This window comes from Acidovorax facilis (assembly GCF_050626955.1).
In the GTDB taxonomy this organism is placed as follows: domain Bacteria; phylum Pseudomonadota; class Gammaproteobacteria; order Burkholderiales; family Burkholderiaceae_C; genus Acidovorax; species Acidovorax facilis.
Genome location: NZ_CP192460.1, coordinates 172811 through 197083, shown reverse-complemented (window position 1 = coordinate 197083; position 24273 = coordinate 172811). Strand labels below are relative to the sequence as shown.

Here is a 24273-nt window from a genome sequence, read left to right as displayed (position 1 = left end):
ACTGGTTACCGCTGCGCGCAATGGCGCAGGGACATGGCACCGGAACAACTGTTGGAAGAAGAATATGGGCATGACCACCACCACGCTGATCGACAACGGCATCCTGAAGCAGCACCTGATCGACCCCGAGATCTGCATCCGCTGCAACACCTGCGAGGCCACCTGCCCGGTGGGTGCCATCACACACGACGACAACAACTACGTGGTGCGCGCCGATGTGTGCAACGGCTGCATGGCCTGCATCTCGCCCTGCCCCACCGGCTCCATCGACAACTGGCGCACCATGCCGCTGGCGCGCGCCTACAGCATCGAAGAACAGCTCACCTGGGAAGAACTGCCGTCCGAACTCACGCCCGATGAACTGGCTGCCGAGGGTGTGGCAACGTCGACCGGCGATACAAAGCTGCCGTCCGCACCGGCTGCACCGACCACGCCCATGGAGCCGGGCACGCAGGCGTTCCGCTCGGCGCAGTACGGCGCCACGGTGCCGCCCTGGTCGGCCGCACACCCCTACACCAACCTGTTCCCCCCGAGGAGCCCCACCACCGCCACCGTGGTTGGCAACTTCAACTGCACCGAGGCGGGCTTTGAGAGCGAGACGCACCACGTGGTGCTCGACTTCGGCAGCATGCCGTTCCCGGTGCTGGAGGGGCAGTCCATCGGCATCATCCCGCCCGGCACCGACGCGCTGGGCAAGGCGCACCACGCGCGCCAGTACTCCATCGCCAGCCCGCGCAATGGCGAGCGGCCCGGCTATAACAACCTGGCGCTCACGGTAAAGCGCGTGACCACCGACCACGACGGCAACGCCGTGCGCGGCATCGCTTCCAACTTCGTGTGCGACCTGAAAGTGGGCGATAAGGTCCAGGTGGTGGGGCCGTTTGGAAGCTCCTTCCTGATGCCCAACCACCCGCGCTCGCACATCGTGATGATCTGCACCGGCACCGGCAGCGCCCCCATGCGCGCGATGACCGAATGGCGTCGGCGCCTGCGCAGCAGCGGCAAGTTTGAAGGCGGCAAGCTCATGCTGTTCTTCGGCGCACGCACGCAGCAGGAGCTGCCGTACTTTGGCCCGCTGCAAAACCTCCCCAAGGATTTCATCGACATCAACCTGGCGTTCTCCCGCACCGCCGGGCAGCCCAAGCGCTATGTGCAAGACCTGATGCGCGAGCGCGCCGCTGACCTGGCTGCGCTGCTGCGCGACGGCAACAGCCACTTCTATGTCTGTGGCCTGAAGAGCATGGAAGAAGGCGTGGTGATGGCCCTGCGCGACATCGCCAGCGAAGCCGGCCTGGAGTGGGACGCTGTGGGCGCCGCACTCCAGCGCGAAGGACGGTTGCACCTGGAGACCTACTGAGCTGCATCGCCGCCGGTCCGTAGGCCGGCGGCACGGGAAGTGCGCTGGTGGTGGTGCGCCTCCAGGTTGGTCGGATTGCGCATCAAATTTTGAGTTCAATAGGGCCCTAGCGCTTGATGGATAAACGCAAAAAGCTATCATTTTTATAGCATTTAAGCCATCCACCACGCTCGCAGCAGTTGCGCATAGTCAGGCGAGAAATGAACGGCGCAGTTTCGCGCACGCGCCCCGCCCTTCCCGCCAGCACAGCCAAAGCGCCACGCTGCACTATCCAGAAGAATCCCACGCACCTTTGCGCGCCTCGCAAGATGCAGAAACCGAGTCCACTGAAATCGAGAAATCGGCTGTGCGCCGAGGTGGTAGCGGGTGCAGCGCAAGGCGCGGGCTGCGGCCAAGGCTGGCCGCCTTGGCAAAGCCCGCAACGCCGCGATGCGCCTGCTGCCACCCCGGCCCGAAGTGTGAGGGCCTGGCAGGGCCGCCCTCGTCGTTGCCGTGCTCGCCGGGTGTGCAACCCGCCTGCGCCCGCCGCCTAGAGGACGGCCCTGCCAGACCCTCACGCACAGCCGATTTCTCGGTTTCAGTGGACTGGTGCGCGTTTGCTTACGGCAGATGGAAAAAGGACGACCCGCCTATAGGACAGGGACTACAGAAATTGCCCTGGTGCATTTTGAGAATGAATTCACACACGGCCCCCGTGTGCAATTTTTCTTTTCTTTCACCAGGAGATATCAATGTCCAGCAACAACCCTCAAGGCCAGAACCAGCACACCGACAACAACGACTCCCAGCGCAAGAACCAGGGCAGCCGGCAGGCCGAGCAAAGCAACGACCCATCTGGCAACCGCCAGCAGGGGCAGAACGACCCTTCGGGCTCCAGCGGCAATCAGGGAAGCCGTGAGCAACATGGCGACTCTTCCCGCCGCACACCCCAGAACCAGCGCTGATCCGTCGAGCGGCGCCTTGCCGTGAGACTGATACAGGCCAAACGGGCGCACGCCAAGCCGCAAGCCGGCGGTGGGGCGTCCGCCTTGTGACCTCGGGCCGCGCTGCCTCCACCTCGGAAGCAGCGCGGCCTTACTTTTTGCCTCTGTTGCGGCCTTCATTCAGCGCGCCACACCACTGCGCTTCGTTTTTCTTTCATTCATTGAGCCAGCACCCTCTGCCATGAACACATCCAAAACGCCCCCTTCCGACAAAGCGGTCCATGCAACGGTCCAGAAGCAGAGGCGGATCCAGACCGAGCAGGACCGCCACGACACACACCAGCCTCCAAAGAGCAAGGCACGACCCACGCAGGGCAAAGGCAGTCCAGCGGCACCGGGGCCGGGTCACGCGGAATCGGCACCTCCGCTGCCCGACCAGCACCTCACCAAACCGGGCCTGGAGGCGGACATGGAACTCAAGCCCCAGTTCGAGGCAGCCCATTACCGGGGTAGCGACAAACTCAAAGGGTTCTCTACCCTGGTCACTGGCGGTGACTCGGGCATTGGCCGCGCGGTGGCCGTGCTGTTTGCCCGCGAGGGCGCGGACGTTGCCATTGCGTACCTGGCGGAACATGAAGATGCCGAGCAGACTCGCCAGCTGGTGGAGGCCGAAGGCGGCCGGTGCATTCTGATCCCCGGCGACGTTAAAGACGCTGCGTACTGCGCGGATGCCGTGCGGCAGGTGGTCACCGCTTTTGGCAAGCTCAATGTGCTGGTCAACAACGCGGCATTCCAGGAGCATGCGGCATCCCTGGAAGATCTGACGGCCGAGCGTTTTGACGAAACGTTCCAGACCAATATCTACGGCTACTTCCACATGGCCAAGGCAGCCCTGCCCCACCTGCACCGGGGTGACTCGATCATCAACACCGGCTCCGTCACCGGGCTGCGCGGCAGCAAGGAACTGATCGACTACTCGGCCACCAAGGGGGCCATCCATGCGTTCACCAAGGCCCTGGCCCACAACCTTGCCGACCAAGGCATCCGAGTGAACGCTGTCGCCCCCGGGCCGGTATGGACCCCGCTCAACCCAGCGGACAAGGCGCCAGACGACATCGAAAAATTTGGTGCAAAGACCCACCTGGGCCGCCCGGCGCAGCCCGAGGAGATTTCACCCGCCTACGTGTTTCTTGCAGCGCCGTGCTGCTCCAGCTACATCACCGGCACGGTGCTGCCGATCACGGGCAACGCCGGCGACGGCGCGTGAAGAGAGCACCGCCTCACATCACGCCAGATCGCGGGCGACCAGCGGTTCAATCCCAGCCCACTCCTCGTCCGTGAACAGGCGCGAGCGGGTGTGGAAAGCCTTGCCGGTGCTGCCCTCCAGCGAAAACGTGCCGCCGTGCCCGTCAATCACATCCAGAATGAGCTGCGTGTGCTTCCAGTATTCGTACTGCGATTTACCGATGTAAAACGGCGCGCCGCCCACATGCCCCAGCAAGACATCCCCCGCCCCAATGGTCAGGTCGGTGGGCAAGTAGCAGTTGGCGGCACTGTTGTCGCAACACCCGCCCGACTGGTGGAACATCACGCTGCCATGCTGCGCCTGCAACTGCGCAATCAGCGCAAGGGCTGCGTCGGTGGCAATGACTCTCTCGACCATGGTGATCTCCTGGTGCGCCAATGCAAAAAGCTGCCGCAGAACGACTCTGCCGCAGCGTCACCAGCGGTTCACAGGCCGTTCCTGGCTAGGCGTCTCTCCCGCAGACAGTAGCGACGCTACGGCAAGGGAGAGCAACGACGCCAGGGACGGTCTGTGGACCGCCACCACCATCAGAAGAAGCCGAGCTTGTTTTCCGAGTACGAAACCAAGAGGTTCTTGGTTTGTTGGTAGTGGTCCAGCATCATCTTGTGCGTTTCGCGCCCAATGCCCGATTCCTTGTAGCCGCCAAACGCCGCGTGCGCAGGGTAGGCGTGGTAGCAGTTGGTCCACACCCGCCCGGCCTTGATGGCGCGGCCCATGCGGTAGGCCACATTGCCGTTGCGGCTCCACACGCCCGCCCCCAGGCCGTACAGCGTGTCGTTGGCAATGGCCAGCGCTTCGGCTTCGTCCTTGAAGGTGGTCACGGCCAGCACGGGACCAAAGATTTCTTCCTGGAAGATGCGCATCTTGTTGTGGCCCTTGAACAGCGTGGGCTGCACGTAGTAGCCGCCTTCCAGGTCGCCACCCAGGTGGGCTTGGCCACCGCCAGCCAGGACTTCGGCGCCTTCGGCCTTGCCCAGTTCCAGGTACGACAGGATCTTGGTGAGCTGCTCCTTGGAAGCCTGCGCGCCCATCATGCTGTCGGAGTCCAGCGGGTTCGCATGTTTGATGGCCGTCACGCGCTTCAAGACACGCTCCATGAATTTGTCGTAGATGCTTTCCTGGATCAGCGCTCGGCTGGGGCAGGTGCAGACTTCGCCCTGGTTGAACGCGAACAGCACCAAGCCTTCCACACACTTGTCGAGGAAGGCATCGTCCTTGTCCATGATGTCGGCGAAGAACACGTTGGGGCTCTTGCCGCCCAGCTCCAGCGTGGCGGGAATCAGGTTGTTGGCGGCGGCCTGCGCAATCACGCGGCCGGTGCTGGTGGAACCGGTGAAGGCGATCTTGGCAATGCGCTTGCTGGTGGCCAGCGGCATGCCCGCCTCACGGCCATAGCCGTTGACGATGTTGAGCACGCCGGGCGGCAGCAGGTCGGCAATCAGCTCGGCCAGGATGAGGATGGAAATGGGGGTGGACTCTGCAGGCTTGAGCACCACGCAGTTGCCCGCGCCCAGGGCAGGCGCCAGTTTCCACGCCGCCATCAGGATGGGGAAGTTCCACGGAATGATCTGGCCCACCACGCCCAGTGGTTCCTGGATGTGGTATGCCACGGTGTTCTCGTCGATGTTGGAGAGGGCGCCTTCCTGCGCACGCACGCAACCCGCAAAGTAGCGGAAGTGGTCCACGGTGAGTGGGATGTCGGCGTTCAGCGTTTCGCGGATGGCCTTGCCGTTGTCCACGGTTTCCGCATAGGCCAGCAGCTCCAGGTTCTGCTCGATGCGGTCGGCAATCTTCAGCAGGATGTTGCTGCGCGTGGCGGCGTCGGTCTTGCCCCAGGCGTCGGCAGCGGCGTGGGCGGCGTCCAGCGCCAGCTCGATGTCTTCGGCGGTGGAGCGGGCGGCCTGGGTGTAGATCTTGCCGTTGACGGGCGAGATCACATCGAAGTATTGGCCCTTGACCGGGGGCACAAATTGGCCGCCGATGAAGTTGTTGTACTGGGGCTTGTAGGCGATCTTGGCGCCAGCGGCGCCGGGGGCTGCGTAAACGGTCATGTTGTCTGTCTCCGGTGGATTTGTGGACATCTGGTCGACACACCGCGCCGCCAGATAGAGGACATGACTCAAAACCCGTGCCAGCCTGCCCCACCTGCTAAGTGTTTGATTTTTATGGCTTTGTTTGCGCGTCCGCAACAATGCACAACCCATCGGCCGTTAAGGTGTCCGCTCCAGAACGCGACACCTGTCACGAAATGGAACAGTTGAAGCGGCCCCTCAGCGCTTGCTATTGCCCTGGCCTCTGGCCACCGCCATACTGGCTTTCAAACAGGGCGCGTTCATGACGCCCGGGCAGGAGACAAACACCATGCGATCCACTTCCACATCTGTGGCACTGCGGCAAGCCCGCCAGCACCTGCTGGAATCAGGCCAATGCCCCATCGGCCTCGTGGACGAGCGCCTGGCACGGTCGTGGCAGCGCAGCCTGGACAGCGGCCTGCTGCCCACCGGGCGGCTGGGCAACCCCGACAACCTGGAACATCAGGCCTTGCGGCAGTTGCGCGGCCACCACCAGGAGTTGCTGGCGCATTCGCGCCCCGTGATGGAGTACCTGTTTGAGCAGGTACGCGACAGCCAGAGCGTGGTGGTGCTGGCCAGCCCCTGCGGCACGCTGGTGGACACCTGTGGTGACGCCTACTTTCTGGGCAAGGCCGAACGGGTGGCCCTGACCAGCGGCGCCTCGTGGCACGAAAAGCAGCGCGGCACCAACGCCATCGGCACCGCGCTGGCCGAAATGGCGCCCGTGGAAGTGCACGGCGCAGAACATTTTCTGGAGCGCAACGGCTTTCTGACCTGCGCCGCCGCACCCATCCTATCTGCCACCGGGCAGATACTGGGCATTCTGGACATCTCCAGCGAACACAGCCGGGGCAATCCGCACACGCTGGGGCTGGTCAGCACCGCCGCCCACATGATCGAAAACCGGCTGCTGGTGTCGGGCAGCCAGCGCCATGTCCGCCTGCACCTGCACACGCACCCCGAGGGCATTGGCACCGTGGCCGAAGGCATCGCGCTGGTGTCGGAAGACGGCTGGGTGGTGGGCGGCAACCGAAGTGCGCTGGCGCTGCTGCGCATTTCGGTGGCGCAGCTGGGCAGCATCTCGCTGGACCAGATCCTGAACGTGGGCCTGCAAGAGCTTCTGGCGCGCCACCACCGCCGGCCCGACGCACCGCTGTCCTTGCGGCGGCACGATGGCGCCCCGCTTTTTGGGCTGCCAGTGCCCGACAAGCGCACGGTGCGGACCCTGGCGCCATCCGCGCCCGCCCGCCCGCCAGAGGATGCGCTGGCCCAGCTGGACACTGGCGATGCCCGCTGGCGCGCAGCGGCCGCCAAAACACGGCGCATTCTGGGCAAGCCCATCGCCCTGCTCATCCAGGGCGAATCCGGGGTGGGCAAGGAGTGGTTTGCGCGCAGTGCACACCAAAGTGGACCGCGCCGCGACGGCCCCTTTATCGCCATCAACTGCGCCGCAATGCCCGAGTCGCTGATCGAGTCCGAACTGTTTGGCTACAGCCCCGGGGCGTTTACCGGCGGCCGTCGGGAGGGGCGCCTGGGCCTGCTGCGCGAAGCCCATGGCGGCACGCTGTTTCTGGATGAGATTGGCGACATGCCGCTGGCCCTCCAGACGCGGCTGCTGCGCGTGCTGCAGGAGCGGCAGGTGGTTCCACTGGGCAGCGCGCAGCCGGTTGCCGTGGACTTTGCCCTCATCTGCGCCTCCAACCGCAAGCTGCGCGAAGAGGCGGAACAGGGACGGTTTCGCACCGACCTGTACTACCGGATCAACGGTCTGGCGGTCGAGCTGCCCCCCCTGCGCGAGCGCACCGACTTCGAAGCGCTGAGCCAGCGCATGCTCCAGGACATTGAACCTGCCCGCCCCCTGCGCCTGGACCCTTCGTTGACGGCAGCGCTGGAAAAATACCGTTGGCCGGGCAATCTGCGCCAATGCGCCAGCGTGCTGCGCACCGCCTGCGCCATGCTGGACGCGCACGAGGAGGTGGTGGAATGGCACCACCTGTCGGATGACTTTCTGGAAGAACTGCAAAACGTGGATCGTTTTGCCACGCCAACCACCCCGGAGCGCCCTCCGCAAAACCTGGATGAACTGTCCCAATCGGCCATCCAGCAGGCGCTGGAGAGCTGCCGGGGCAACATGAGCCACGCAGCGCGCACCCTGGGCATCAGCCGCCAGACGCTGTACCGCAAGCTGGCCCTGCGCAAGGAGCGGCTCGCCGCCTCTGATGTGCAGCACTCCGCACGAGGCCTGTTGTCAGGGCGCTGACGTTCAGGCCAGCATCAGGCGCTGGCCCGCATGCTGCCCCGATTCCAGTGGCTGGGCAACGCCGGAGAGCTTGAACGTTGCGACCGTTTCCACCAACTTCCTCGACTGGGTGCTCAGGCTGGAGGCTGCTGCGGCCATCTCCTCCACCAGTGCTGCGTTTTGCTGGGTGGCCTGGTCCATCTGGTTCACCGCCACATTGACCTGATTCACCCCTTCGCTTTGCTCGGTTCCGGCCGCGCTGATTTGCGCCACCGTCTCCGTCACCCGCTCAATGGACGAGACCACCTCTTTCATGGTCTGCCCGGCGGTGCCGACCAGCACGGTGCCAGCCTCAACCCGCTCGACACTCGTGGCAATGAGCGTTTTGATCTCCTTGGCGGCCTCCGCAGAGCGTGCCGCGAGGCTGCGCACCTCCGAGGCCACCACGGCAAAACCCCGTCCCTGCTCACCCGCCCGGGCAGCCTCCACGGCCGCATTCAGGGCCAGGATGTTGGTCTGGAACGCGATCCCGTCAATGACACCGATGATTTCGGAAATCTTCTTGGAGCTTTCGTTGATGCCGCTCATGGTGTCCACCACTTTCGACACCACATCGCCCCCTTGCTTGGCCACCGTGGATGCACTCTGGGCGAGGGCATTGGCCTGGCGTGCATTCTGCGCATTGTTTTGCACCGTGGAATTGAGTTCCTCCATGGCGGCAGCGGTCTGCTCCAGCGCACTGGCCTGGTTCTCCGTCCGGGTGGAAAGGTCGCTGTTGCCGATGGATATCTCCGCGCTGGCCGCCGCCACGGTTTCCGAACCACTGCGCACCTGGCTGACGATGCGGGTCAGCGAGTCCTGCATCACGGCCAGAGCTGCCAGCAGGGGGCTGAATTCATCCTGCGACGTATCCACCACCGCCGTGGTGAGGTCGCCATTGCGCACGCGGTCAGCCACGGCTTGTGACTCGGCAACCCGGCGCAGGAGGGTAGCGCCGATGTGCCACGAAAACAGCAGCAACCCGATAGCCACCACCACGACGGAGCTCACCAGCGCACGCAAGGTCAGCTTGACGTCCCGCCCAATCTCGGCAAGGCTGGCATCGAGCAGCTTGGACTGGTGTTCCTTCTCCTTGGCAAGAACGGCCAGCACCACATTGCGCGTAGGTATCGTGGACGCGACCAGGAAGTCAAACGCTGGCTCCTTCTTTCCTTCCTTGATCAACTGCAGGTTCTGTTCGGCAACCCGCCAGAAAGCTTCCAGTCCTTGGGTCAATTCGGCACTCAGTGCCTTTTCCGATGCCGAATTTACTGCTTGCTGGAAGCCCGCAAGGTCTTTGTCAATCAGGCGCCTTTTCTCGCCGATATCTGCGAGCGTGGCGGCCAGGTCTTCGGGTGTGCGGACCAGGATGGCATGGCGAACCTGCAAGGAAACCCGCGTGACGTTCAACTCCATGGCACTGGCCTGAAGCTGGCGCGGCACCTCTTCCCGAGCCACCAGTTCGGTCTGGTGATTGACCTCACCCAGATAGATCCAGGCCAGTACGGCGATCCCGGCCAGTCCTGCAATCAGCAGGAAGGAAATGGCATGAAGACGTCTGGCAATGCTCATGGTGTCACCTCTGCAAGGAAGAAATCTGCGTTGCGGCGGCGCTCTAGCACTGCCCCCTGGGCTTCCTGCCAATTGCGACAATTTGCAACCAACCGGGCATCTTGGCGGATTGAACGCGCTTCTCGAATGCGGGTCAATGGGGCCGCCCCTGCATGGCGGCAAGCGGGTCTTCAGGGGTCACAGGGCGAGGGGCTATGCTTTACCCATGAGCTCCCGCAAGACCTTGTTGATCGTTTACCACTCGATGACGGATGGCACGCGCCAGATGGCAGATGCAGCACGGGCAGGCGCTTGCTCCGACAAGGATGGGGCCGTTCAAGTGCGACTGCTGCATGCCTCACAGGCTGGCGCCGCAGACGTGCTGGGCGCGGATGGGTTCATTTTTGCCACTCCGGAAAACCTTGCAGCCATCAGCGGACAACTCAAGGATTTTTTTGACCGCAGCTACTACGCCGTGCTCGACCACGTCAATGGCCGCCCCTATGCATGCCTGGTCTGCGCGGGCAGCGATGGGCACAACGCGGCCCGGCAGATGGAACGCATTGCGACCGGCTGGCGCCTGCGGGCCATCGCAGAGCCCCTCATTGTCTGCACCCACGCGCAGACGCCGGAAGCGATTCTGGCCAGGAAGAGCATCGGCAGCGATGAACTGGAACGCTGCCGAGCCTTGGGCGAAGCGATGGCGCAGGGTTTGGCGCTGGGCGTTTTTTAGGCGGGCCACTGCGCCCAGAAACCAGGTGGGCTAGGCTCAGCGCACCACCTGAAACGCGGCACGCGCCGCCGAGTCCCGCTCCAGCTGGCGTGCAATATTGCCGCAGACCAGATCACACAAGGCATCGACCGACTCATCGGTCAGCCGGTAGTACACGCTGGTCCCGCGCCCCTCGCGGGCCACAAGGCCGTGTTTGGTCATCAACGACAGATGCCTGGAGACATTGGCCGCCGTGTAGCCACATTGCTGCGCCAGGTCTCCCACGTTTTTCTCTCCGTCCCGCAGCAAATTAAGGATGCGCAGCCGCGTGGGTTCGGCAAGAACCTGGAAGTAGGCAGCGACCTGCTCAAGGGCTTCGGGGGGCATTTCTTTCATCGCGGGATCTCCGTGCATTGGGAACACATGATACATTATTGACTAATTAGCTGATTAGTTAAATAATCAATCTCACAAAGATTCCCTGGAGCCGCCATGAAGTCCCTGACCCTGTTGACCGCAGCGCTTTCCCTGGCCGTGTCCGGCGCCTGGGCGGCTGGCGACACCGCTGCGCAGCCGGTCGCAACCTTTACCGTCAAGCCCGCTGCCTCCCAGCTGGCGAGCAGTGTGGACGCCCAGGTCGAGGCCGTGCGGGACGCCACCCTCTCCGCCCAGGTACAGGGTGCAGTGATCAGCCTCTCTGTCAAGGCGGGCGACCGCGTCACGGCGGGCCAGGAGCTGGCACGCATTGATGCGCGCGCAGCGCAACAGAGCGCCGCCGCCAGCGCGGCCCAGGTGGACGCGGCGCGCGCCGCCCAAAACGTCGCGACCAAGGAATACGAGCGCCAGAAGCAGCTGTTCCAGAAGCAATACATCAGCCAGGCCGCACTGGACCGGGCAGAGGCCCAGTGGCGCGCCAGCCAGTCGCAGGTGCAGGCCCTGCTGGCGCAGGCAGGTGCGGCCGCCACGCAGTCGGGCTTCTACGTCATCAAGGCGCCATTTGCGGGCGTGGTGGGCCATGTGCCAGCCACCCTGGGCGACATGGCCATGCCGGGCAAACCCCTGATGACCGTGTACGACCCTTCGCTGATGCGCGTTACCGCCTATGTGGGGCAGCAACAGGCCGCCACGCTGCGCGATGGAGGCACTGGCGAGCTGCAGGTGGACATTCCGGGGGTCTCCGCTTCGCGCATCGCGGTCCCGGCATCCAAAGTGCAGGTGCTGCCCACCGTAGATGCACAAAGCCACACGGTGCAAGTGCGCGTAGAGCTTCCAACCAGCGTGGTGGGCGTGGCGCCCGGCATGTTCGCCCGCCTGTGGCTGGACGCTGGCAAGGGCGCCGCCGCACCGGCAGCAGCTGCCTCAGGGCCGCTGCTGGTACCCGCCAGTGTGGTGGTGCGGCGCGCGGAAATGACGGGCGTCTACGTGCTGGACGGCCAGGGCCGGCCGCTGCTGCGGCAGGTGCGCCTGGGGCGGCCCGCTGGCGACATGGTGGAGGTGTTGAGCGGCGTGCGCGCAGGCGACCGCATTGCACTCCAGCCCCAAGCTGCTGCCAAGGTGCGCTGACATGAGCACCCCCAAAAATCCTTCTCCGCTCGGAATCTCCGGGCGCATCGCCGCCTTGTTTCAGGGCGCGCAAATCACACCCTTGCTGGCTGTGGTGGCGTTTTTGCTCGGCGTGTTTGCCGTGCTGGTCACCCCCCGCGAGGAAGAGCCCCAAATCGACGTCACCATGGCCAATGTCATCGTGCCGTTCCCCGGTGCCTCCGTGGCAGATGTGGAGCAAATGATTGCGACGCCCGCCGAACAGGTGCTGTCGCAGATGCAAGGCACCGAGCACGTGACCTCGGTGTCCCGGCCCGGCGTCGCGGTGATGACGGTGCAGTTCAAGGTGGGCGTGCCACGCACCGAGGCGCTGGTGCGCCTGCACGACACCTTGCGCAGCAATGCCGACTGGCTGCCCAAAGGGCTGGGGGCCATGGACCCGATCATCAAGCCCAAGGGCATCGACGACGTGCCCGTGGTAACGCTCACCCTGCACAGCCGCGACGAAACCTCCGGTGCCTTTGCGCTGGAGCGAGTGGCCCACAGCCTGGAGGCCGAGATCAAGCGCGTGCCCGGCACCCGCGAAGTGCAGACTCTGGGCGGCCCGGGCCGCGCCGTGCTGGTGCGCATGGACACCAACCGCATGGCAGCCACCGGCACCACAGTGGACGACCTGCGCCGCGCCTTGCAGTCGGCCAACATGGGGCTACCCGTGGGCGAGCTGCTGGGCGGCGACCGAACCATTCAGCTGGACAGCGGCCCCGTTCTGGCACGCGCCGATGAGGTGGCCGACCTCATGGTGGGCGTGCGCTCGGGCAAGCCGGTGTTCCTGAAAGATGTGGCCGATGTTCAGGACGGTGCCTTGCCCGCCAGCCGCTACGTCTGGCATGGGGTTCCACGGCGCACCGCCAGCACCGCCAGTACCAGCGGCGAAGCCCCGCAGAGCGCCGTGGACGAATACCCGGCCGTGACCCTCACGGTGACCAAGAAGGCGGGAGAGAACGCCATCGACGTCGCCAATGCGGTGATGCAGCGGGTCGAACAACTGCACAACACCGTGATTCCCGACGGCGTGGAGGTGACGGAAACCCGCAACTACGGCGCCACCGCCAACGACAAGGCCCAAAAGCTCATCCAGAAGCTGCTGTTCGCAACAGCGTCGGTGGTGGCACTCGTCTTCCTGGCCCTGGGCCGCCGCGAGGCCGCCATCGTGGGCGTGGCCGTGGTGCTGACGCTCACGGTGACGTTGTTTGCGTCCTGGGCTTGGGGCTTCACCCTCAACCGGGTATCGCTGTTTGCGCTGATTTTCTCGATCGGCATCTTGGTGGACGACGCCATTGTGGTGGTGGAGAACATCCACCGCCACCAGCTGCTGCACCCCGGACGCAGCCTCAAGGACATCATCCCCCACGCGGTGGACGAGGTGGGTGGCCCCACCATTTTGGCCACGTTCACCGTGATTGCTGCCCTGCTGCCCATGGCGTTTGTGAGCGGCCTCATGGGCCCCTACATGAGCCCCATCCCCATCAACGCCAGCATGGGCATGCTGCTGTCGCTGGCCGTGGCGTTCGTCATCACCCCCTGGCTGGCCCGGCTGTGGATGAAGGAGCACACTGGCCATCCACCAGGGCATACCAGTCCGGTGCACAGTGGGCTCAGCGCTCGCATCGCGCCCACCTTCGAGCGGGTTTTCAGCCCCTTGCTGGATGACACCCAAGGCCGGCGCAATCGCCGCTGGCTGGGGCTGGGCGTGGCGGCACTCATTGCCTTGTCGGTCGCTTTGCCGGTGCTCGGATGGGTGCAGCTGAAGATGCTGCCGTTCGACAACAAGTCCGAGTTCCAGGTGGTGGTGGACATGCCTGCGAGCACCCCGGTAGAGCGCACGGCCGCCGTGCTGCATGAGCTGGGCGCACACCTTGCGACCGTGCCCGAGGTGACCGACTACCAGGCCTACGCAGGCCTGTCTGGCCCCATCAACTTCAACGGTCTAGTGCGCCAGTACTACCTGCGCACGGGGGGCGAGGTCGGTGACATCCAGGTCAATCTGGTGGACAAGCAACACCGCAAGGACCAAAGCCACGCCATTGCCATGCGGGTGCGCCCCGCCTTGCAAGAGATCGGCAAGCGCCATGGCGCCAATGTGAAGGTGGTGGAAGTGCCTCCCGGCCCGCCTGTGCTATCGCCCATCGTGGCCGAGGTGTATGGCCCCGAGGCCGATGGCAGGCGCGAAGTGGCGCGTGCTGTGCGCGCCGCGCTGGCCGCTACCGAAGGCATTGTGGACGCCGACGACAGCAGCATTGCCGACGCCCCTCGCAAGCTGCTCATCGTGGACCGGCGCAAGGCGGCCCTGCTGGGCATTCCCCAGCAGGCCATCGTGAGCACGCTGCATGCGGGGCTGAGCGGCGAAGCCACCACCTGGCTGCGCGACGCCAGCAAATACCCGGCGCCCGTGCTTTTGCAATTGCCCGCAGAAAGCCACGGCGACCTGGAGGCACTGTTGCGCCTGACGGTCCGGGGTTCTCAAGGCCAGTTGGTCCCCATCCGCGAGCTGGTCACGGTGAGCGACACCCTGCGCGAACAGCCCGTGTATCACAAGGACCTGTTGCCGGTGAATTTTGTGGTGGCCGACATGGCGGGCCGTGTCGACAGCCCGCTGTACGGCATGTTCCAGGCGCGCAGCGCGATTGCCCGCATCGTGGCGCCTGACGGCGGATCGGTGCAGGAATACTTTGTGCGCCAGCCTGCGGATGCCCTGCGGGGCTACGCCATCAAATGGGATGGTGAGTGGCAGATCACGTTTGAGACCTTCCGCGACATGGGCGCTGCCTACGCGGTGGGCCTCATCCTGATCTACCTGCTGGTGGTGGCGCAGTTTGGCTCCTACCTCACGCCACTCATCATCATGGCGCCCATCCCGCTGACCATCATCGGCGTGATGCCCGGCCATGCCTTGCTGGGCGCGCAGTACACGGCCACCAGCATGATCGGAATGATTGCCCTGGCGGGCATCATCGTGCGCAACTCCATCCTGCTGGTGGACTTCATCAACCTGCAGGTGCGCGAGGGCGTACCCCTGAAGACGGCCATCGTCCACTCGGCCATCACCCGTGCACAGCCCATTGTGCTGACGGGGCTGGCGGCCATGATCGGCGCGTTCTTCATCCTGGACGACCCGATTTTCAATGGCTTGGCCATTTCACTGATCTTCGGCATCTTTGTTTCCACCGTGCTCACGCTCGTGGTGATCCCCACCCTGTACTACGCAGCGTACCGGGACCGCAGCGCGGGTAGCGGCACCAACGGTGCCGGTCCCGCCAACCCACCTGACAACAGCCCCTCAGAGGCTGCCGTTCACCACGGAGCGCAGTGAACAACGCGCCGAACGCACTGAACGAACGATCGGGCAACCATCCTTCAACCACAGGAGACAACCATGGCACATGTAGTGATTATTGGAGCGGGTATCGGGGGCATGCCGGCTGCGTACGAAATGCGCAGCAAGCTGGCACGCGAGGATCGGATCACAGTGATCAGCGCGGTGGACTACTTCCAGTTCGTGCCCTCCAACCCCTGGATCGCCGTGGGCTGGCGAAAGCGCGATGACATCGTCCTGCAGATCCGCCCCTTACTGGAGCGCAAGGGCATTGATTTCATCGCCCAACCGGTGAAATCCATCGATGCTCCGGGCAAAACCGTCATGCTGGAAGACGGAAGCACCGTGGCCTATGACTACCTGGTGATCACCACCGGCCCCCGGCTGGCGTTTGAGGAAGTGCCTGGTTCTGGCCCTCTGAACGGGCACACACATTCGGTGTGCTCCGTGGACCACGCCGAGCACTTCTGGCGCGACTACCAAAAGTTTCTGGAAGCCCCCGGCCCCATCGTCATTGGCGCCATGCCAGGCGCGAGCTGTTTTGGCCCGGCCTACGAGTTCGCATTCATCGTTGCAGCGGACCTGCGCAAGCGCAAGCTGCGCCACAAGGTGCCGATCACCTTTGTCACCAGCGAGCCCTATATCGGCCACCTGGGCCTGGGCGGCGTGGGCGACAGCAAAAGCATGCTGGAGAGCGAGCTGCGCAGCCAGGACATCAAGTGGATTCACAACGCGCGCACCACGCGGGTCGAAGCGGGCAAGATGTTTGTCGAGCAGCTGGACGACAAGGGCCAGGTGCACCAGCAACACGAGCTGGGCTTCAAGCTGTCGATGATGCTGCCTGCCTTCAAAGGGGTCGATGCCGTGGCGTCCGTACCCGGGCTGTGCAACCCGCGCGGGTTCGTGTTGATCGACGAGCACCAGCGCAGCAAGGCCTACCCCCATATCTTCTCGGCCGGGGTCTGCGTTGCGATTCCGCCCGTCGAGGTGACACCCGTGCCCACCGGCGCACCCAAGACGGGCTACATGATCGAGACCATGGTCTCGGCCATCGTGCACAACATTGCCGCCGACATTGCGGGCCAGCCCGCCACTGCCACCGCCACATGGAACGCCATCTGCCTGGCCGACATGGGGGACACCGGCGCGGCCTTTGTGGCCCTGCCCCAGATGCCACCGCGCAACGTCAACTGGTTCAAGAAGGGCAAATGGGTGCACTTGGGCAAGATTGCTTTCGAGAAGTACTTCCTGAACAAGATGAAGTCGGGCAATTCCGAGCCCATCTACGAGAAGTACGTGCTCAAGCTCCTGGGCATCACCCGCTTGCACGAGCAAAAGCCCCATTGACCGGCGCGGGACCACGCACCCACCCCCATTTTCTATCGTTTCTTAACAAGGAGTTCATCATGACAACCTGGCAAATCGTTCGTTTGGTCGCAGGCACCTTCATCCTGCTTTCTCTGGCGTTGGGCATTCCCGGCAGCCCTGTTTTTGCCAGCCAGTGGCGGCTGGCCTTCACGGCGTTTGTGGGTGTGAACCTGCTGCAGAGCGGGCTCACCAAGTGGTGCCTGATGGAGACCATCTTGCGCAAGCTGGGCGTGCGCCCAGGCTGCTAAGGAGGACCACGCCATGCGCAAACTCCTCCTGAGCGCTGCCTTGCTGGCCTGCGGCATGGGTTCAGCCCAGGCGGCAGATTTGCACGAGGCTTGGCTGGCCGCACGGCAGCAACACCCGGACATGGCAGCAGCGGCGGCCACACGCGCCGCAGGCGAGGCCCGCCGCGTGCAGGCCAGCCGCTTGTGGAACCCCTCTGTGACGGCCCAGGCTGCGGCAGGCGCGATGGGCTCACAGACCTCCGCCCAGGGGGCTGCGTTTTCCATGCCGGGGACACCACAGACCTCTGGGGTGGGTTTTGACACCTCAGTCCGCAGCGGCCCGGGTACACGCTGGGGTGTGGAGGCGCGCATGCCGCTGTACAACCCCGAGCGCAGCGCACAGGGGCGCCAGCTGCTGCTGTCCGCCGATCTGGCAGAACTGCAGGCCGCCTCGGTGCAGCAACAGCTGATGCTGCGAACGGCCCAGCAATACTTCTCGGCCGTGCTGGCGCAGCAGCAGCGCGCGTTGCTACTGCGCCAGCAGGAGGCAACCGATCAGGCTCTCAAAGAGGCGCAGGACCGCTTTGCATTGGGGGACTCGCCGATCACGGATGTGCGCGAAGCCGAGGCGCGCGCGCAGGCCAACGCTGCACTGGTGCAGGCTGCCGATGTTGAGATGCAGATTGCGCGCCAGGCTCTGGCCCAGACCACAGGCTGGAGTCCTGCGCAACTGCCCCCCCTACACCTGCCCGCCTCGTCGGGCAACGAAACCACCGTCTTGCGCGATGGCAAGCCCCTCGCGCCCCTGTCTCACTGGCTGGATCTCGCCGCGCGCGACAACCTCCGGGTGCGCACCCAGGCGCAGGCCCTCGCACTGGCCGAGCAAGAGGCAACCAAGGCGGCGCGTTTTGCCAGCACCAAGGTGGACCTGGTGGCCCAGACGGGAGGCGACCACCTGTCAGGATCTGGCCGGTGGGGCTCTGCCAGCAACTCCGCACGCCAGTACATGGTGGGTGTGCAGATCCAGGTGCCGCTGTACACCGGTGGCCAACTTGATGCGCGCCATCAGGAACTGCTGCGCCTTCAAGACAAGGCCCAGGCCGACCTCGACAGCGCCCGGCTTGCCGTCGCCCAGCAGGTACGCACCAGCTGGCTGCACCTGCAGGCCGGGACCGCCCGGACCCAAGCCCTGGAGTCGGCGCTCAGGGCGGCCCAGGTTCGGCTGGAGGCGACCCAACTGGGTCGCCAGGTGGGCGACCGCACCACACTGGATTTGCTGCAGGCACACAATGACGCCATGCAGTCGCAATCCAACCTGCTGGGGCACCAGACCCGCATGGCGCAAGAACGCCTGCAGCTGATGGCGTTGGCGGGCCAACTGGATGAGGCCGCGTTGCAAGCGGCCACCGACACAGCGCACATGCTGGCCCCGCCCACACCTTGAACGCATCCAACCATGCCCTCATCCCACACCCTCACCCCGCCAGCGCCATGACCCCCCACCCCGCCCCCACGCTTCCCCTGGTCGTCGATGTCCGTTCGCCCGGCGAATTCGCCGCAGGCCATGTGGCTGGCTCCATCAACCTGCCGCTGGACAGCCTGGCCCAGCAAGCCGCTGCAGCGCTGCCGCACCGCGACCAACCGATGGTGCTTTGCTGCCTTTCGGGCGCTCGCTCGGGCATGGCAGTCCAGTGGTTGCGCACGCAAGGCTATAGCCAGGTGTCCAATGGCGGCGGTGTGAGCAGCGTGGCCCTGCAGCTGGGCCGCCCCATCGAACGCGACTGATGAAATCAGACTCTTGCCACCGCCACACTCGGAGCATTGAGTCCATCGAACCTGCAACAGGAGACCCCCGTGAAGCCCCAGATAGAAGCCTTCTTTGACGACGCGACCTGGACCGTGAGCTACGTGGTGTTTGACGAACCCGGGGGCCACTGCGCACTGGTGGATTCGGTGCTGGACTACGACGCAAAATCAGGACGCACCCGCACGCATTCTGCGGATCGCCTGGTAGCGTTCGTCCAGAGCAAGGGTTTGACCGTGCAATGGATTCTGGAAACCCATGCCCATGCCGACCACCTGTCCGCCGCGCACTACCTTCGCGGCAAGCTGGGAGGAAAAATCGCCATCGGAGCCGCCATCACCCAGGTGCAAGAGGTGTTCAAAGCCATCTTCCACCTGGAGCCAGAGTTCCACCCGGATGGCCGTCAGTTCGACCACCTGCTGCACGACGAAGAAGTGTTTTCTATTGGCCAGCTCGAAGCCAAGGCGCTGGCCGTGCCGGGCCACACCCCTGCGTGCATGGCGTACCAGATCGCAGACGCCGTGTTGGTGGGCGACACCCTGTTCATGCCCGACGTCGGCACCGCGCGCTGCGACTTCCCGGGTGGCAATGCGCACACGCTGTACCGGTCGGTGCGCAAGCTGCTCAGCCTGCCCGCACAGACCCGCCTTTTCATGTGCCACGACTACCCCCCCGCAGAGCGCGCCCCGGCCTGGCAGACCACGGTCGCCGATCAGCGCACCCACAACATCCATGTGCACGACGGCATGACCGAAGCGGCATTCGTCGAACTGCGCACCCGGCGCGATGCAACGCTGGACATGCCCGTTCTCATCCTGCCGTCGGTGCAGGTCAACATCAGGGCCGGGGCGATGCCCCCGGCAGAAGACAACGGCATGACCTATCTCAAGATTCCCGTGAACGCGCTGTGACACGCTATCCACGAGCCCCCTCAGAAGATCCCGGAGATTTCCATGAGCAACGAACAAGTCACCGTTGAGCTGGTCCAGCAAGAGGACTACCGCTTTGACATCCATTTTGGCGGCACCGTCCCCCACCTGATCGGCGATGAACCCGTCCCGTTGGGCTCGGGCAAGGGCCCATCGCCGGTGCAGCTGCTTTGCGCAGCGGTGGGCAACTGCCTGAGTGACTCCCTGTTGTTTGCGCTGCGCAAATTCAAACAGTCACCGGAGCCCTTGCGCGCCACCGTGGTGGCCCAGGTGGGCCGCAACCCAGAGGGACGCCTGCGTGTGCTGCGCATGGACGCCACCTTGCAACTGGGCGTACCTGCCGCACAACTGGAACACCTGGACCGCGTGCTGGGCCAGTTCGAAAGCTATTGCACGGTAACCCAGAGCGTGGGGCAGGGCATTCCCATCGCGCTGAAAGTGCTGGACGCCAACAACGCCGTCCTCAAATGACACCACGGCATATCCACCGTCACACAACTAAAGGAAACACCCGATGAAAACAGCCCACGATCTCGTGGCTGCGGCGAAAGCTCAGGTCCATGAAGTCCCCATCGACCAAGCCGATGAAGCCATCCGACTGGCAGATGTGCTCATCGACGTGCGTGAGGCCGATGAGTATCAGGCCGGACACATACCCGGTGCCATCCACGCCTCGCGCGGCGTTCTGGAGTTCAAGCTCAGCAGCACGCCTGCACTCACCTCGCGCGATCTGAAGGTGGTGCTGTACTGCAAGACCAGCGGGAGGGCCGCCTTGGCAGCCTGCGCCATGCGCGACATGGGCTACCTGCAGGTGCAGTCCATCGCAGGCGGCTTTGACGCCTGGGCTGCGGCGGGCAAACCCGTGGCGTCTCCCGAGCCACCGTCTTTCGACTGATTCGGTGGTGCATCAGCCATGCGCCACCTCCTGTGCAAGAAAGGTCCCGCCCCCGGGGCCCATGCGTAACCCAAAGGAATTGTCATGAACGTCAACGTTGGAACCATTGATCGCGTGCTGCGCATCGTGGCAGGCTTGGTGCTGATTGCCTTGGCCGCCACCAACACTGTGGGATGGTGGGGCTGGTTGGGCGTTGTCCCCTTGGCCACCGGCCTGTTCCGCTTCTGCCCCGCCTACACACTGCTGGGCATCAACACCTGCCCCTTGAAAAAGTAGCCCGACGCGGCAAACGCTGCGCGTGCGGTTCAGGCATTTCCCGTACGTGCAGCACTGAGCACTTGTCTACGTTCTAGCCGGAGATCGTGAACAGACGCTTCGACAATTTGGCCCCACACATCTCAAGCCGGACCACCACCTGCGCACAACAGGCTGCCGAAGGGCTGACGCCCCGTGCAAGGTCACCTGCACCGCCACCGGCGGATGGTCTGCATCGCCCAGGCTCTGACTGACGCGGAGCAGTTCGACAGCTCCACGCTTTCCCGACGTCGCAGGCCCGGGCACCAGAGTTTCTCCCCGTAATACCCAGTGGGTGAAATACGCCCATGGGCCTCCAATCCCTGCATACCCCTCCCTGCGAAGCGCTTCTTGGCGCAGCAGATCAATTGTTTCCAATACTGGAACAGTTAGTTTGCGACTGGGTAGTTTTTCTCTGAACAGCACCGGCGTACAGTTCAATCCATCGATGAGCCGAACCCGCAAGGCGACTCACCGAACCCGGTTTGAAGTAGTTTTCAGCATCCGCTTTTGGCGCTTTGTTCCGGCTTTTTTTGAGACGCTTTTATCCAAGGATTTGCACCATGAACACGACTGCCCGTTTCCTCTCTATCGCCGCTGTTGCTGCTTTCGCCTCTTTCGGCGTCCACGCTGACGAAGCCGATGGCTCGCAATTTGCGCTCCAGTTCGACACCAACCGCACCCGTGCTGAAGTGCAAGCGGAAGCCGCCACGGTGGCCCAGACCCGCAGCCAGGAACCCGCGGGCTCGCGCGTGGTGACATACACCTCCACGGCTGATCGCGCTGCAGTGCGTGCCCAGGCAGCCGAAGCCCTGCGCACCGGCAAGATTCCCCACGGCGAATTCAGCGCCATGTAATTGACGCAGTTGCGGGCCTTCCCATGGCGGTGGCACTTCGCGGGTGCTGCTGCCATGGGGAGTGTTTTCCTCACTGTCAGGCAAGCAAACTGGGCTCCCACTGGGAGCCCTTTTTGTTGCTACACCTATGCCTCGGCAAGCAGCTGTCTCTCCCTGCGCGTTTTGCGCATCCGGCGCGGGGACCGAGGATGAAGGCGGTTCCCACGGGGCTTCCTTCTTTGCTCTTGCCAGCATCTCCGAATCGCAACGCAATTATTCTGGGCAACTAAAGTCGTAACCCACTGCCAAGCATCCTTGCAGCCCAGGCGCCCTGCTCAACCAAGTGGCTGTCAACCTAAAGTCGCAAGCCCTTCCAAGAGCGCTGCAGCAATCACTCAAATACGGGTTCGATAAGTCAGCGCTTTCCGTTCGACAGTCTCAATTGTGGCCCACAGTGGCAGCTACCCCTGCGGCGCTCCTGATCCATCTCACTGCACGCTCACGCACCTCAGGCGAGAACTTGTGCGTCTTCTTCATGGCTCAATCCTCTCAGAGTGTTGAGTCTCCTCAGAACTGAACTGACCCCCAGAAGTTGGACGGTTGCCTCGCCGCCAATCAGGCGGTGTTTCTCAGCCGGTATCCCACCGGGCTGAGTCCGTTCAATCTGAGCTTGATGCGCTCGTGGTTGTAGTAGTGGACGTAATCATGCACGCCCGCTTCGAGCGTATCAATGCTATCGGGCCTTTCGAGATGGAAGTACTCGGCTTTCAGTGTGCCGAAGAAGCTTTCAATCGCCGCGTTGTCAAAGCAGTTGCCCTTGCGGCTCATGCTTTGCTCGACTCCGCGTCGCACGAGCATCGCTCGGTAGGGCTGCATCTTGTAGTGCCAACCTTGGTCGGAATGCACGATCAGGCCTGCGACGCAATTGGTCCGCGATAGCGCGGCCTCAAGCATGCTGGAAACCATCTCGAAGACCGGCCGCCTTGCCATGCGGTACGCGACGATCTCGCCGTTGTACAGGTCCATGCAGGCCGACAGGTAGAGCTTTTGGCCGCTTACATTGAACTCGGTGACATCGGTCGCCCATTTCTGGTTCGGCGCGGTCGCGCAGAAGTCGCGCTGCAGAACGTTGGGTACGTGCGCATCGCTGGTGCCCGGGACATGCCAGGAGCGCTTCTTCGCCCGGATCAACGCACGTAGCCCCATCTTTTGCATCAGACGCTGCACGCACTTGTGGTTGACCGGTTGTGCCATTGAATTGCACAGCGCTGCCGTGATCCGCCGGTATCCGTAGCGGCCCTTGTGCTCGTCATAGACAGTGCGGATTCTGGCTTCCATGGCGCTTTGCTGGTCGGCGCGCTGGCTCGCCTGGCATTGGTAGTAGAACGTGCTGCGCGCCAAGCCTGCTACCTGCAACAGATCCGCCAAGTTATGGTGTTGCCTCAACCCGGCAATCAGTCGCGCTTTGTCGGCGCAGCTGATCTCTTCGACCGGATCAAGGCCTGCAATTTTTTTAAGTACGCGACCTCCGCGCGCAGTCGGTCGTTCTCTTCCCGCAGGGCTTTCTCCGCATCGGCGACGACCGTGCTCGACGGTGCGGCAGAGCGTCGTTCTGGCTTCATCTTGGGCTGTTCTTCATTCCTGGTCTCGCACGCCTGCAGGCGGCCTTGATCGAGATTGCGCCGCCAGACCACAATCTGGTTGGGATTGCGGATGTCATACAGCGCCGCGACCTGACGACTGGAAAGCTGCTCGCGATCCTGATGAGCCAGCACCTGCAACTTGAACTGCACACTGTACGCGCTGCGCTTGGGGCGCAAACCATCGATGCCGTGCAGGCGGTAGTGGCTCACCCACGTGCGAACCTTCTCCTCGGGAACTGACCACCGCCGAGCCAAGAGCTTCGCGCCGCCTTCGCCTGCCAAGAAGCTTTGGACCACTTCCAGCTTGAACTCCGTTTTGTACTTCTTCATGTAACCCCTTGAAGTTTGTCCAACTTCTGGGGGTCAGTTCAAACCAGGGACGATTCACGTAGAGTCAATGCGCCCTTCTAAGTCGTGGTCTGCACATGCAGGCGACTGGACTTACAGCGGTGCAAGGCGTTGTAGTACTCCAGGCGCCGGCCGTTGGCGCCATAGGCGATGGATTCGATGCGCAAGAGCGGCTCTGGGGTCTCCAGCTGCAGCAGCCCGCAGGTCTCAGCATCGGGCAGCACGGCGTCAATCCAGCGCTCGGCGCGCACCAGACGCACACCGTACTGGCGGCGCAGCACGTCGTACAGCGAGCGGTCGTCCAGGCGCATGCGGTGCAGGCCGGGTGCCAGGTCGGCGGGCACCACCGTCTCGACCAGCAGGCGCAGCTCGCCGTCCACGCTGCGCAGCCGCTTCAATGCCACCACCTGGGTGTCGTCGGTGAGGCCCAGCGCGCTGATCTCCTGCGGCGTGGGGTCGCGCAGCTGCTGCAGGAGGACTTGGGTGCGCACCGAGCGGCCCTTGCGCTCCATCTCATCGGAGAAGCCGAGAACGGTGGAGACGAAATCCTCGTCGCGTTCGCGCGCCGCGACGAAGGCTCCGCGGCCCTTGATCTTGTAGATCAGGTTGTTGCGCACCAGGTCGGCCAGTGCCTCGCGCACAACGATGCGCGAGATGCCGAATTGCTCGCCGAGCTCGGCCTCGGAGGGCAGCTTGGCGCCGATGGCCAGTTCGCCCTGCAGTATCTGCAGGCGCAGGGCATCGCGGAACTGCGCCCACAGGGGCGATTCGGAGTTGCGGTCGAGCAGGGGCTGGAGTTCGGTCGGTGCATTCAC

22 protein-coding genes are annotated in these 24273 nt (G+C 63.9%); 16 read left to right on the top strand and 6 right to left on the bottom strand.

Annotation, left to right across the window (positions count from 1 at the left end; all coding sequences use genetic code 11):
- Positions 1-70: 70 nt before the first annotated feature.
- The 3 genes from boxA (at position 71) to ACQ4MJ_RS00890 (ending at position 3547) form a co-directional block, all read left to right on the top strand.
- Complete coding sequence (gene boxA, locus ACQ4MJ_RS00900) at positions 71-1357, top strand: benzoyl-CoA 2,3-epoxidase subunit BoxA (RefSeq protein ID WP_121422866.1); 1287 nt, start codon at positions 71-73, stop codon at positions 1355-1357.
- Between the two features lie 731 nt (positions 1358-2088).
- Positions 2089-2301 carry a hypothetical protein gene (locus tag ACQ4MJ_RS00895; RefSeq protein WP_055395311.1) on the top strand — a complete coding sequence of 71 codons (213 nt, stop codon included), beginning with the start codon at positions 2089-2091 and terminating at the stop codon, positions 2299-2301.
- A 220-nt stretch (positions 2302-2521) separates the two neighbouring features.
- Positions 2522-3547 (top strand): SDR family oxidoreductase, encoded by a 1026-nt coding sequence (locus ACQ4MJ_RS00890; protein WP_431150735.1) that lies wholly within the window; start codon positions 2522-2524, stop codon positions 3545-3547.
- Between the two features lie 18 nt (positions 3548-3565).
- Here the strand turns inward: ACQ4MJ_RS00890 and ACQ4MJ_RS00885 are convergent, their stop codons facing one another.
- Positions 3566-3943: a DUF779 domain-containing protein gene (locus ACQ4MJ_RS00885; protein ID WP_055395315.1), complete on the bottom strand. Its 378-nt coding sequence runs from the start codon at positions 3941-3943 to the stop codon at positions 3566-3568.
- A 170-nt stretch (positions 3944-4113) separates the two neighbouring features.
- A complete protein-coding gene (gene exaC / locus ACQ4MJ_RS00880) occupies positions 4114-5637 on the bottom strand; it encodes an acetaldehyde dehydrogenase ExaC (RefSeq protein WP_218301670.1) in 1524 nt (507 codons plus the stop codon).
- Between the two features lie 310 nt (positions 5638-5947).
- Here exaC and ACQ4MJ_RS00875 point away from each other — a divergent pair, with 310 nt between their 5' ends.
- Complete coding sequence (locus ACQ4MJ_RS00875; protein WP_431150738.1) at positions 5948-7918, top strand: sigma-54-dependent Fis family transcriptional regulator; 1971 nt, start codon at positions 5948-5950, stop codon at positions 7916-7918.
- A gap of 3 nt (positions 7919-7921) precedes the next feature.
- On the opposite strand, the gene ACQ4MJ_RS00870 is transcribed toward ACQ4MJ_RS00875, so the two are convergent.
- The gene (locus ACQ4MJ_RS00870; RefSeq protein WP_431150740.1) at positions 7922-9508 is read right to left on the bottom strand and encodes a methyl-accepting chemotaxis protein; all 1587 of its coding nucleotides are present in this window, start codon (positions 9506-9508) and stop codon (positions 7922-7924) included.
- 205 nt (positions 9509-9713) lie between these two features.
- Between ACQ4MJ_RS00870 and ACQ4MJ_RS00865 the strand changes: the two genes are divergently transcribed.
- Complete coding sequence (locus ACQ4MJ_RS00865) at positions 9714-10220, top strand: flavodoxin family protein (RefSeq protein WP_431150742.1); 507 nt, start codon at positions 9714-9716, stop codon at positions 10218-10220.
- A 36-nt stretch (positions 10221-10256) separates the two neighbouring features.
- Here ACQ4MJ_RS00865 and ACQ4MJ_RS00860 read toward each other — a convergent pair whose 3' ends face one another.
- A complete protein-coding gene (locus ACQ4MJ_RS00860; protein ID WP_055395322.1) occupies positions 10257-10595 on the bottom strand; it encodes an ArsR/SmtB family transcription factor in 339 nt (112 codons plus the stop codon).
- Positions 10596-10691: 96 nt separating this feature from the next.
- Between ACQ4MJ_RS00860 and ACQ4MJ_RS00855 the strand changes: the two genes are divergently transcribed.
- The 11 genes from ACQ4MJ_RS00855 (at position 10692) to ACQ4MJ_RS00805 (ending at position 21488) form a co-directional block, all read left to right on the top strand.
- Complete coding sequence (locus tag ACQ4MJ_RS00855) at positions 10692-11762, top strand: efflux RND transporter periplasmic adaptor subunit (protein WP_431150744.1); 1071 nt, start codon at positions 10692-10694, stop codon at positions 11760-11762.
- Between the two features lies 1 nt (position 11763).
- A complete protein-coding gene (locus ACQ4MJ_RS00850) occupies positions 11764-15111 on the top strand; it encodes an efflux RND transporter permease subunit (protein ID WP_431150746.1) in 3348 nt (1115 codons plus the stop codon).
- Between the two features lie 63 nt (positions 15112-15174).
- Positions 15175-16461 carry an NAD(P)/FAD-dependent oxidoreductase gene (locus ACQ4MJ_RS00845; RefSeq protein WP_431150748.1) on the top strand — a complete coding sequence of 429 codons (1287 nt, stop codon included), beginning with the start codon at positions 15175-15177 and terminating at the stop codon, positions 16459-16461.
- Positions 16462-16520: 59 nt separating this feature from the next.
- Complete coding sequence (locus ACQ4MJ_RS00840; RefSeq protein ID WP_431150749.1) at positions 16521-16730, top strand: YgaP family membrane protein; 210 nt, start codon at positions 16521-16523, stop codon at positions 16728-16730.
- Between the two features lie 13 nt (positions 16731-16743).
- Positions 16744-18153, top strand: a complete 1410-nt coding sequence (locus tag ACQ4MJ_RS00835; RefSeq protein WP_431150750.1) for a TolC family protein — start codon at positions 16744-16746, stop codon at positions 18151-18153.
- Positions 18150-18494, top strand: a complete 345-nt coding sequence (locus ACQ4MJ_RS00830; protein WP_431150751.1) for a rhodanese-like domain-containing protein — start codon at positions 18150-18152, stop codon at positions 18492-18494. The genes ACQ4MJ_RS00835 and ACQ4MJ_RS00830 overlap by 4 nt, the downstream gene beginning before the upstream one ends.
- 69 nt (positions 18495-18563) lie before the next feature.
- Positions 18564-19424: an MBL fold metallo-hydrolase gene (locus tag ACQ4MJ_RS00825; RefSeq protein WP_431150752.1), complete on the top strand. Its 861-nt coding sequence runs from the start codon at positions 18564-18566 to the stop codon at positions 19422-19424.
- 42 nt (positions 19425-19466) lie between these two features.
- Complete coding sequence (locus tag ACQ4MJ_RS00820; RefSeq protein WP_431150753.1) at positions 19467-19913, top strand: OsmC family protein; 447 nt, start codon at positions 19467-19469, stop codon at positions 19911-19913.
- A gap of 43 nt (positions 19914-19956) precedes the next feature.
- The gene (locus ACQ4MJ_RS00815; protein WP_228896146.1) at positions 19957-20337 is read left to right on the top strand and encodes a rhodanese-like domain-containing protein; all 381 of its coding nucleotides are present in this window, start codon (positions 19957-19959) and stop codon (positions 20335-20337) included.
- 84 nt (positions 20338-20421) lie between these two features.
- The gene (locus ACQ4MJ_RS00810) at positions 20422-20613 is read left to right on the top strand and encodes a YgaP family membrane protein (RefSeq protein WP_121421177.1); all 192 of its coding nucleotides are present in this window, start codon (positions 20422-20424) and stop codon (positions 20611-20613) included.
- Between the two features lie 581 nt (positions 20614-21194).
- Complete coding sequence (locus ACQ4MJ_RS00805; RefSeq protein WP_055396511.1) at positions 21195-21488, top strand: hypothetical protein; 294 nt, start codon at positions 21195-21197, stop codon at positions 21486-21488.
- A gap of 594 nt (positions 21489-22082) precedes the next feature.
- On the opposite strand, the gene ACQ4MJ_RS00800 is transcribed toward ACQ4MJ_RS00805, so the two are convergent.
- Together ACQ4MJ_RS00800 and ACQ4MJ_RS00795 are read right to left on the bottom strand one after the other, a co-directional pair.
- Positions 22083-23440, bottom strand: a protein-coding gene (locus ACQ4MJ_RS00800) for an IS3 family transposase (protein WP_431150754.1) whose coding sequence is annotated in 2 segments (ribosomal slippage) — positions 22083-22940 and positions 22943-23440 — 1356 coding nt in all. Because the reading frame shifts where the segments join, the coding sequence is not laid out codon by codon here.
- A 77-nt stretch (positions 23441-23517) separates the two neighbouring features.
- Positions 23518-24273, bottom strand: a complete 756-nt coding sequence (locus ACQ4MJ_RS00795; protein ID WP_431150755.1) for a GntR family transcriptional regulator — start codon at positions 24271-24273, stop codon at positions 23518-23520.

Excerpts from the sequence above, each read along its gene's own strand:
- boxA (WP_121422866.1), top strand. The coding sequence starts at position 71 with ATGACCACCACCACGCTGATCGACAACGGCATCCTGAAGCAGCACCTG.
- ACQ4MJ_RS00895 (WP_055395311.1), top strand. The coding sequence starts at position 2,089 with ATGTCCAGCAACAACCCTCAAGGCCAGAACCAGCACACCGACAACAAC.
- ACQ4MJ_RS00890 (WP_431150735.1), top strand. The coding sequence starts at position 2,522 with ATGAACACATCCAAAACGCCCCCTTCCGACAAAGCGGTCCATGCAACG.
- ACQ4MJ_RS00885 (WP_055395315.1), bottom strand. The coding sequence starts at position 3,943 with ATGGTCGAGAGAGTCATTGCCACCGACGCAGCCCTTGCGCTGATTGCG.
- exaC (WP_218301670.1), bottom strand. The coding sequence starts at position 5,637 with ATGACCGTTTACGCAGCCCCCGGCGCCGCTGGCGCCAAGATCGCCTAC.
- ACQ4MJ_RS00875 (WP_431150738.1), top strand. The coding sequence starts at position 5,948 with ATGCGATCCACTTCCACATCTGTGGCACTGCGGCAAGCCCGCCAGCAC.
- ACQ4MJ_RS00870 (WP_431150740.1), bottom strand. The coding sequence starts at position 9,508 with ATGAGCATTGCCAGACGTCTTCATGCCATTTCCTTCCTGCTGATTGCA.
- ACQ4MJ_RS00865 (WP_431150742.1), top strand. The coding sequence starts at position 9,714 with ATGAGCTCCCGCAAGACCTTGTTGATCGTTTACCACTCGATGACGGAT.
- ACQ4MJ_RS00860 (WP_055395322.1), bottom strand. The coding sequence starts at position 10,595 with ATGAAAGAAATGCCCCCCGAAGCCCTTGAGCAGGTCGCTGCCTACTTC.
- ACQ4MJ_RS00855 (WP_431150744.1), top strand. The coding sequence starts at position 10,692 with ATGAAGTCCCTGACCCTGTTGACCGCAGCGCTTTCCCTGGCCGTGTCC.
- ACQ4MJ_RS00850 (WP_431150746.1), top strand. The coding sequence starts at position 11,764 with ATGAGCACCCCCAAAAATCCTTCTCCGCTCGGAATCTCCGGGCGCATC.
- ACQ4MJ_RS00845 (WP_431150748.1), top strand. The coding sequence starts at position 15,175 with ATGGCACATGTAGTGATTATTGGAGCGGGTATCGGGGGCATGCCGGCT.
- ACQ4MJ_RS00840 (WP_431150749.1), top strand. The coding sequence starts at position 16,521 with ATGACAACCTGGCAAATCGTTCGTTTGGTCGCAGGCACCTTCATCCTG.
- ACQ4MJ_RS00835 (WP_431150750.1), top strand. The coding sequence starts at position 16,744 with ATGCGCAAACTCCTCCTGAGCGCTGCCTTGCTGGCCTGCGGCATGGGT.
- ACQ4MJ_RS00820 (WP_431150753.1), top strand. The coding sequence starts at position 19,467 with ATGAGCAACGAACAAGTCACCGTTGAGCTGGTCCAGCAAGAGGACTAC.
- ACQ4MJ_RS00815 (WP_228896146.1), top strand. The coding sequence starts at position 19,957 with ATGAAAACAGCCCACGATCTCGTGGCTGCGGCGAAAGCTCAGGTCCAT.
- ACQ4MJ_RS00810 (WP_121421177.1), top strand. The coding sequence starts at position 20,422 with ATGAACGTCAACGTTGGAACCATTGATCGCGTGCTGCGCATCGTGGCA.
- ACQ4MJ_RS00805 (WP_055396511.1), top strand. The coding sequence starts at position 21,195 with ATGAACACGACTGCCCGTTTCCTCTCTATCGCCGCTGTTGCTGCTTTC.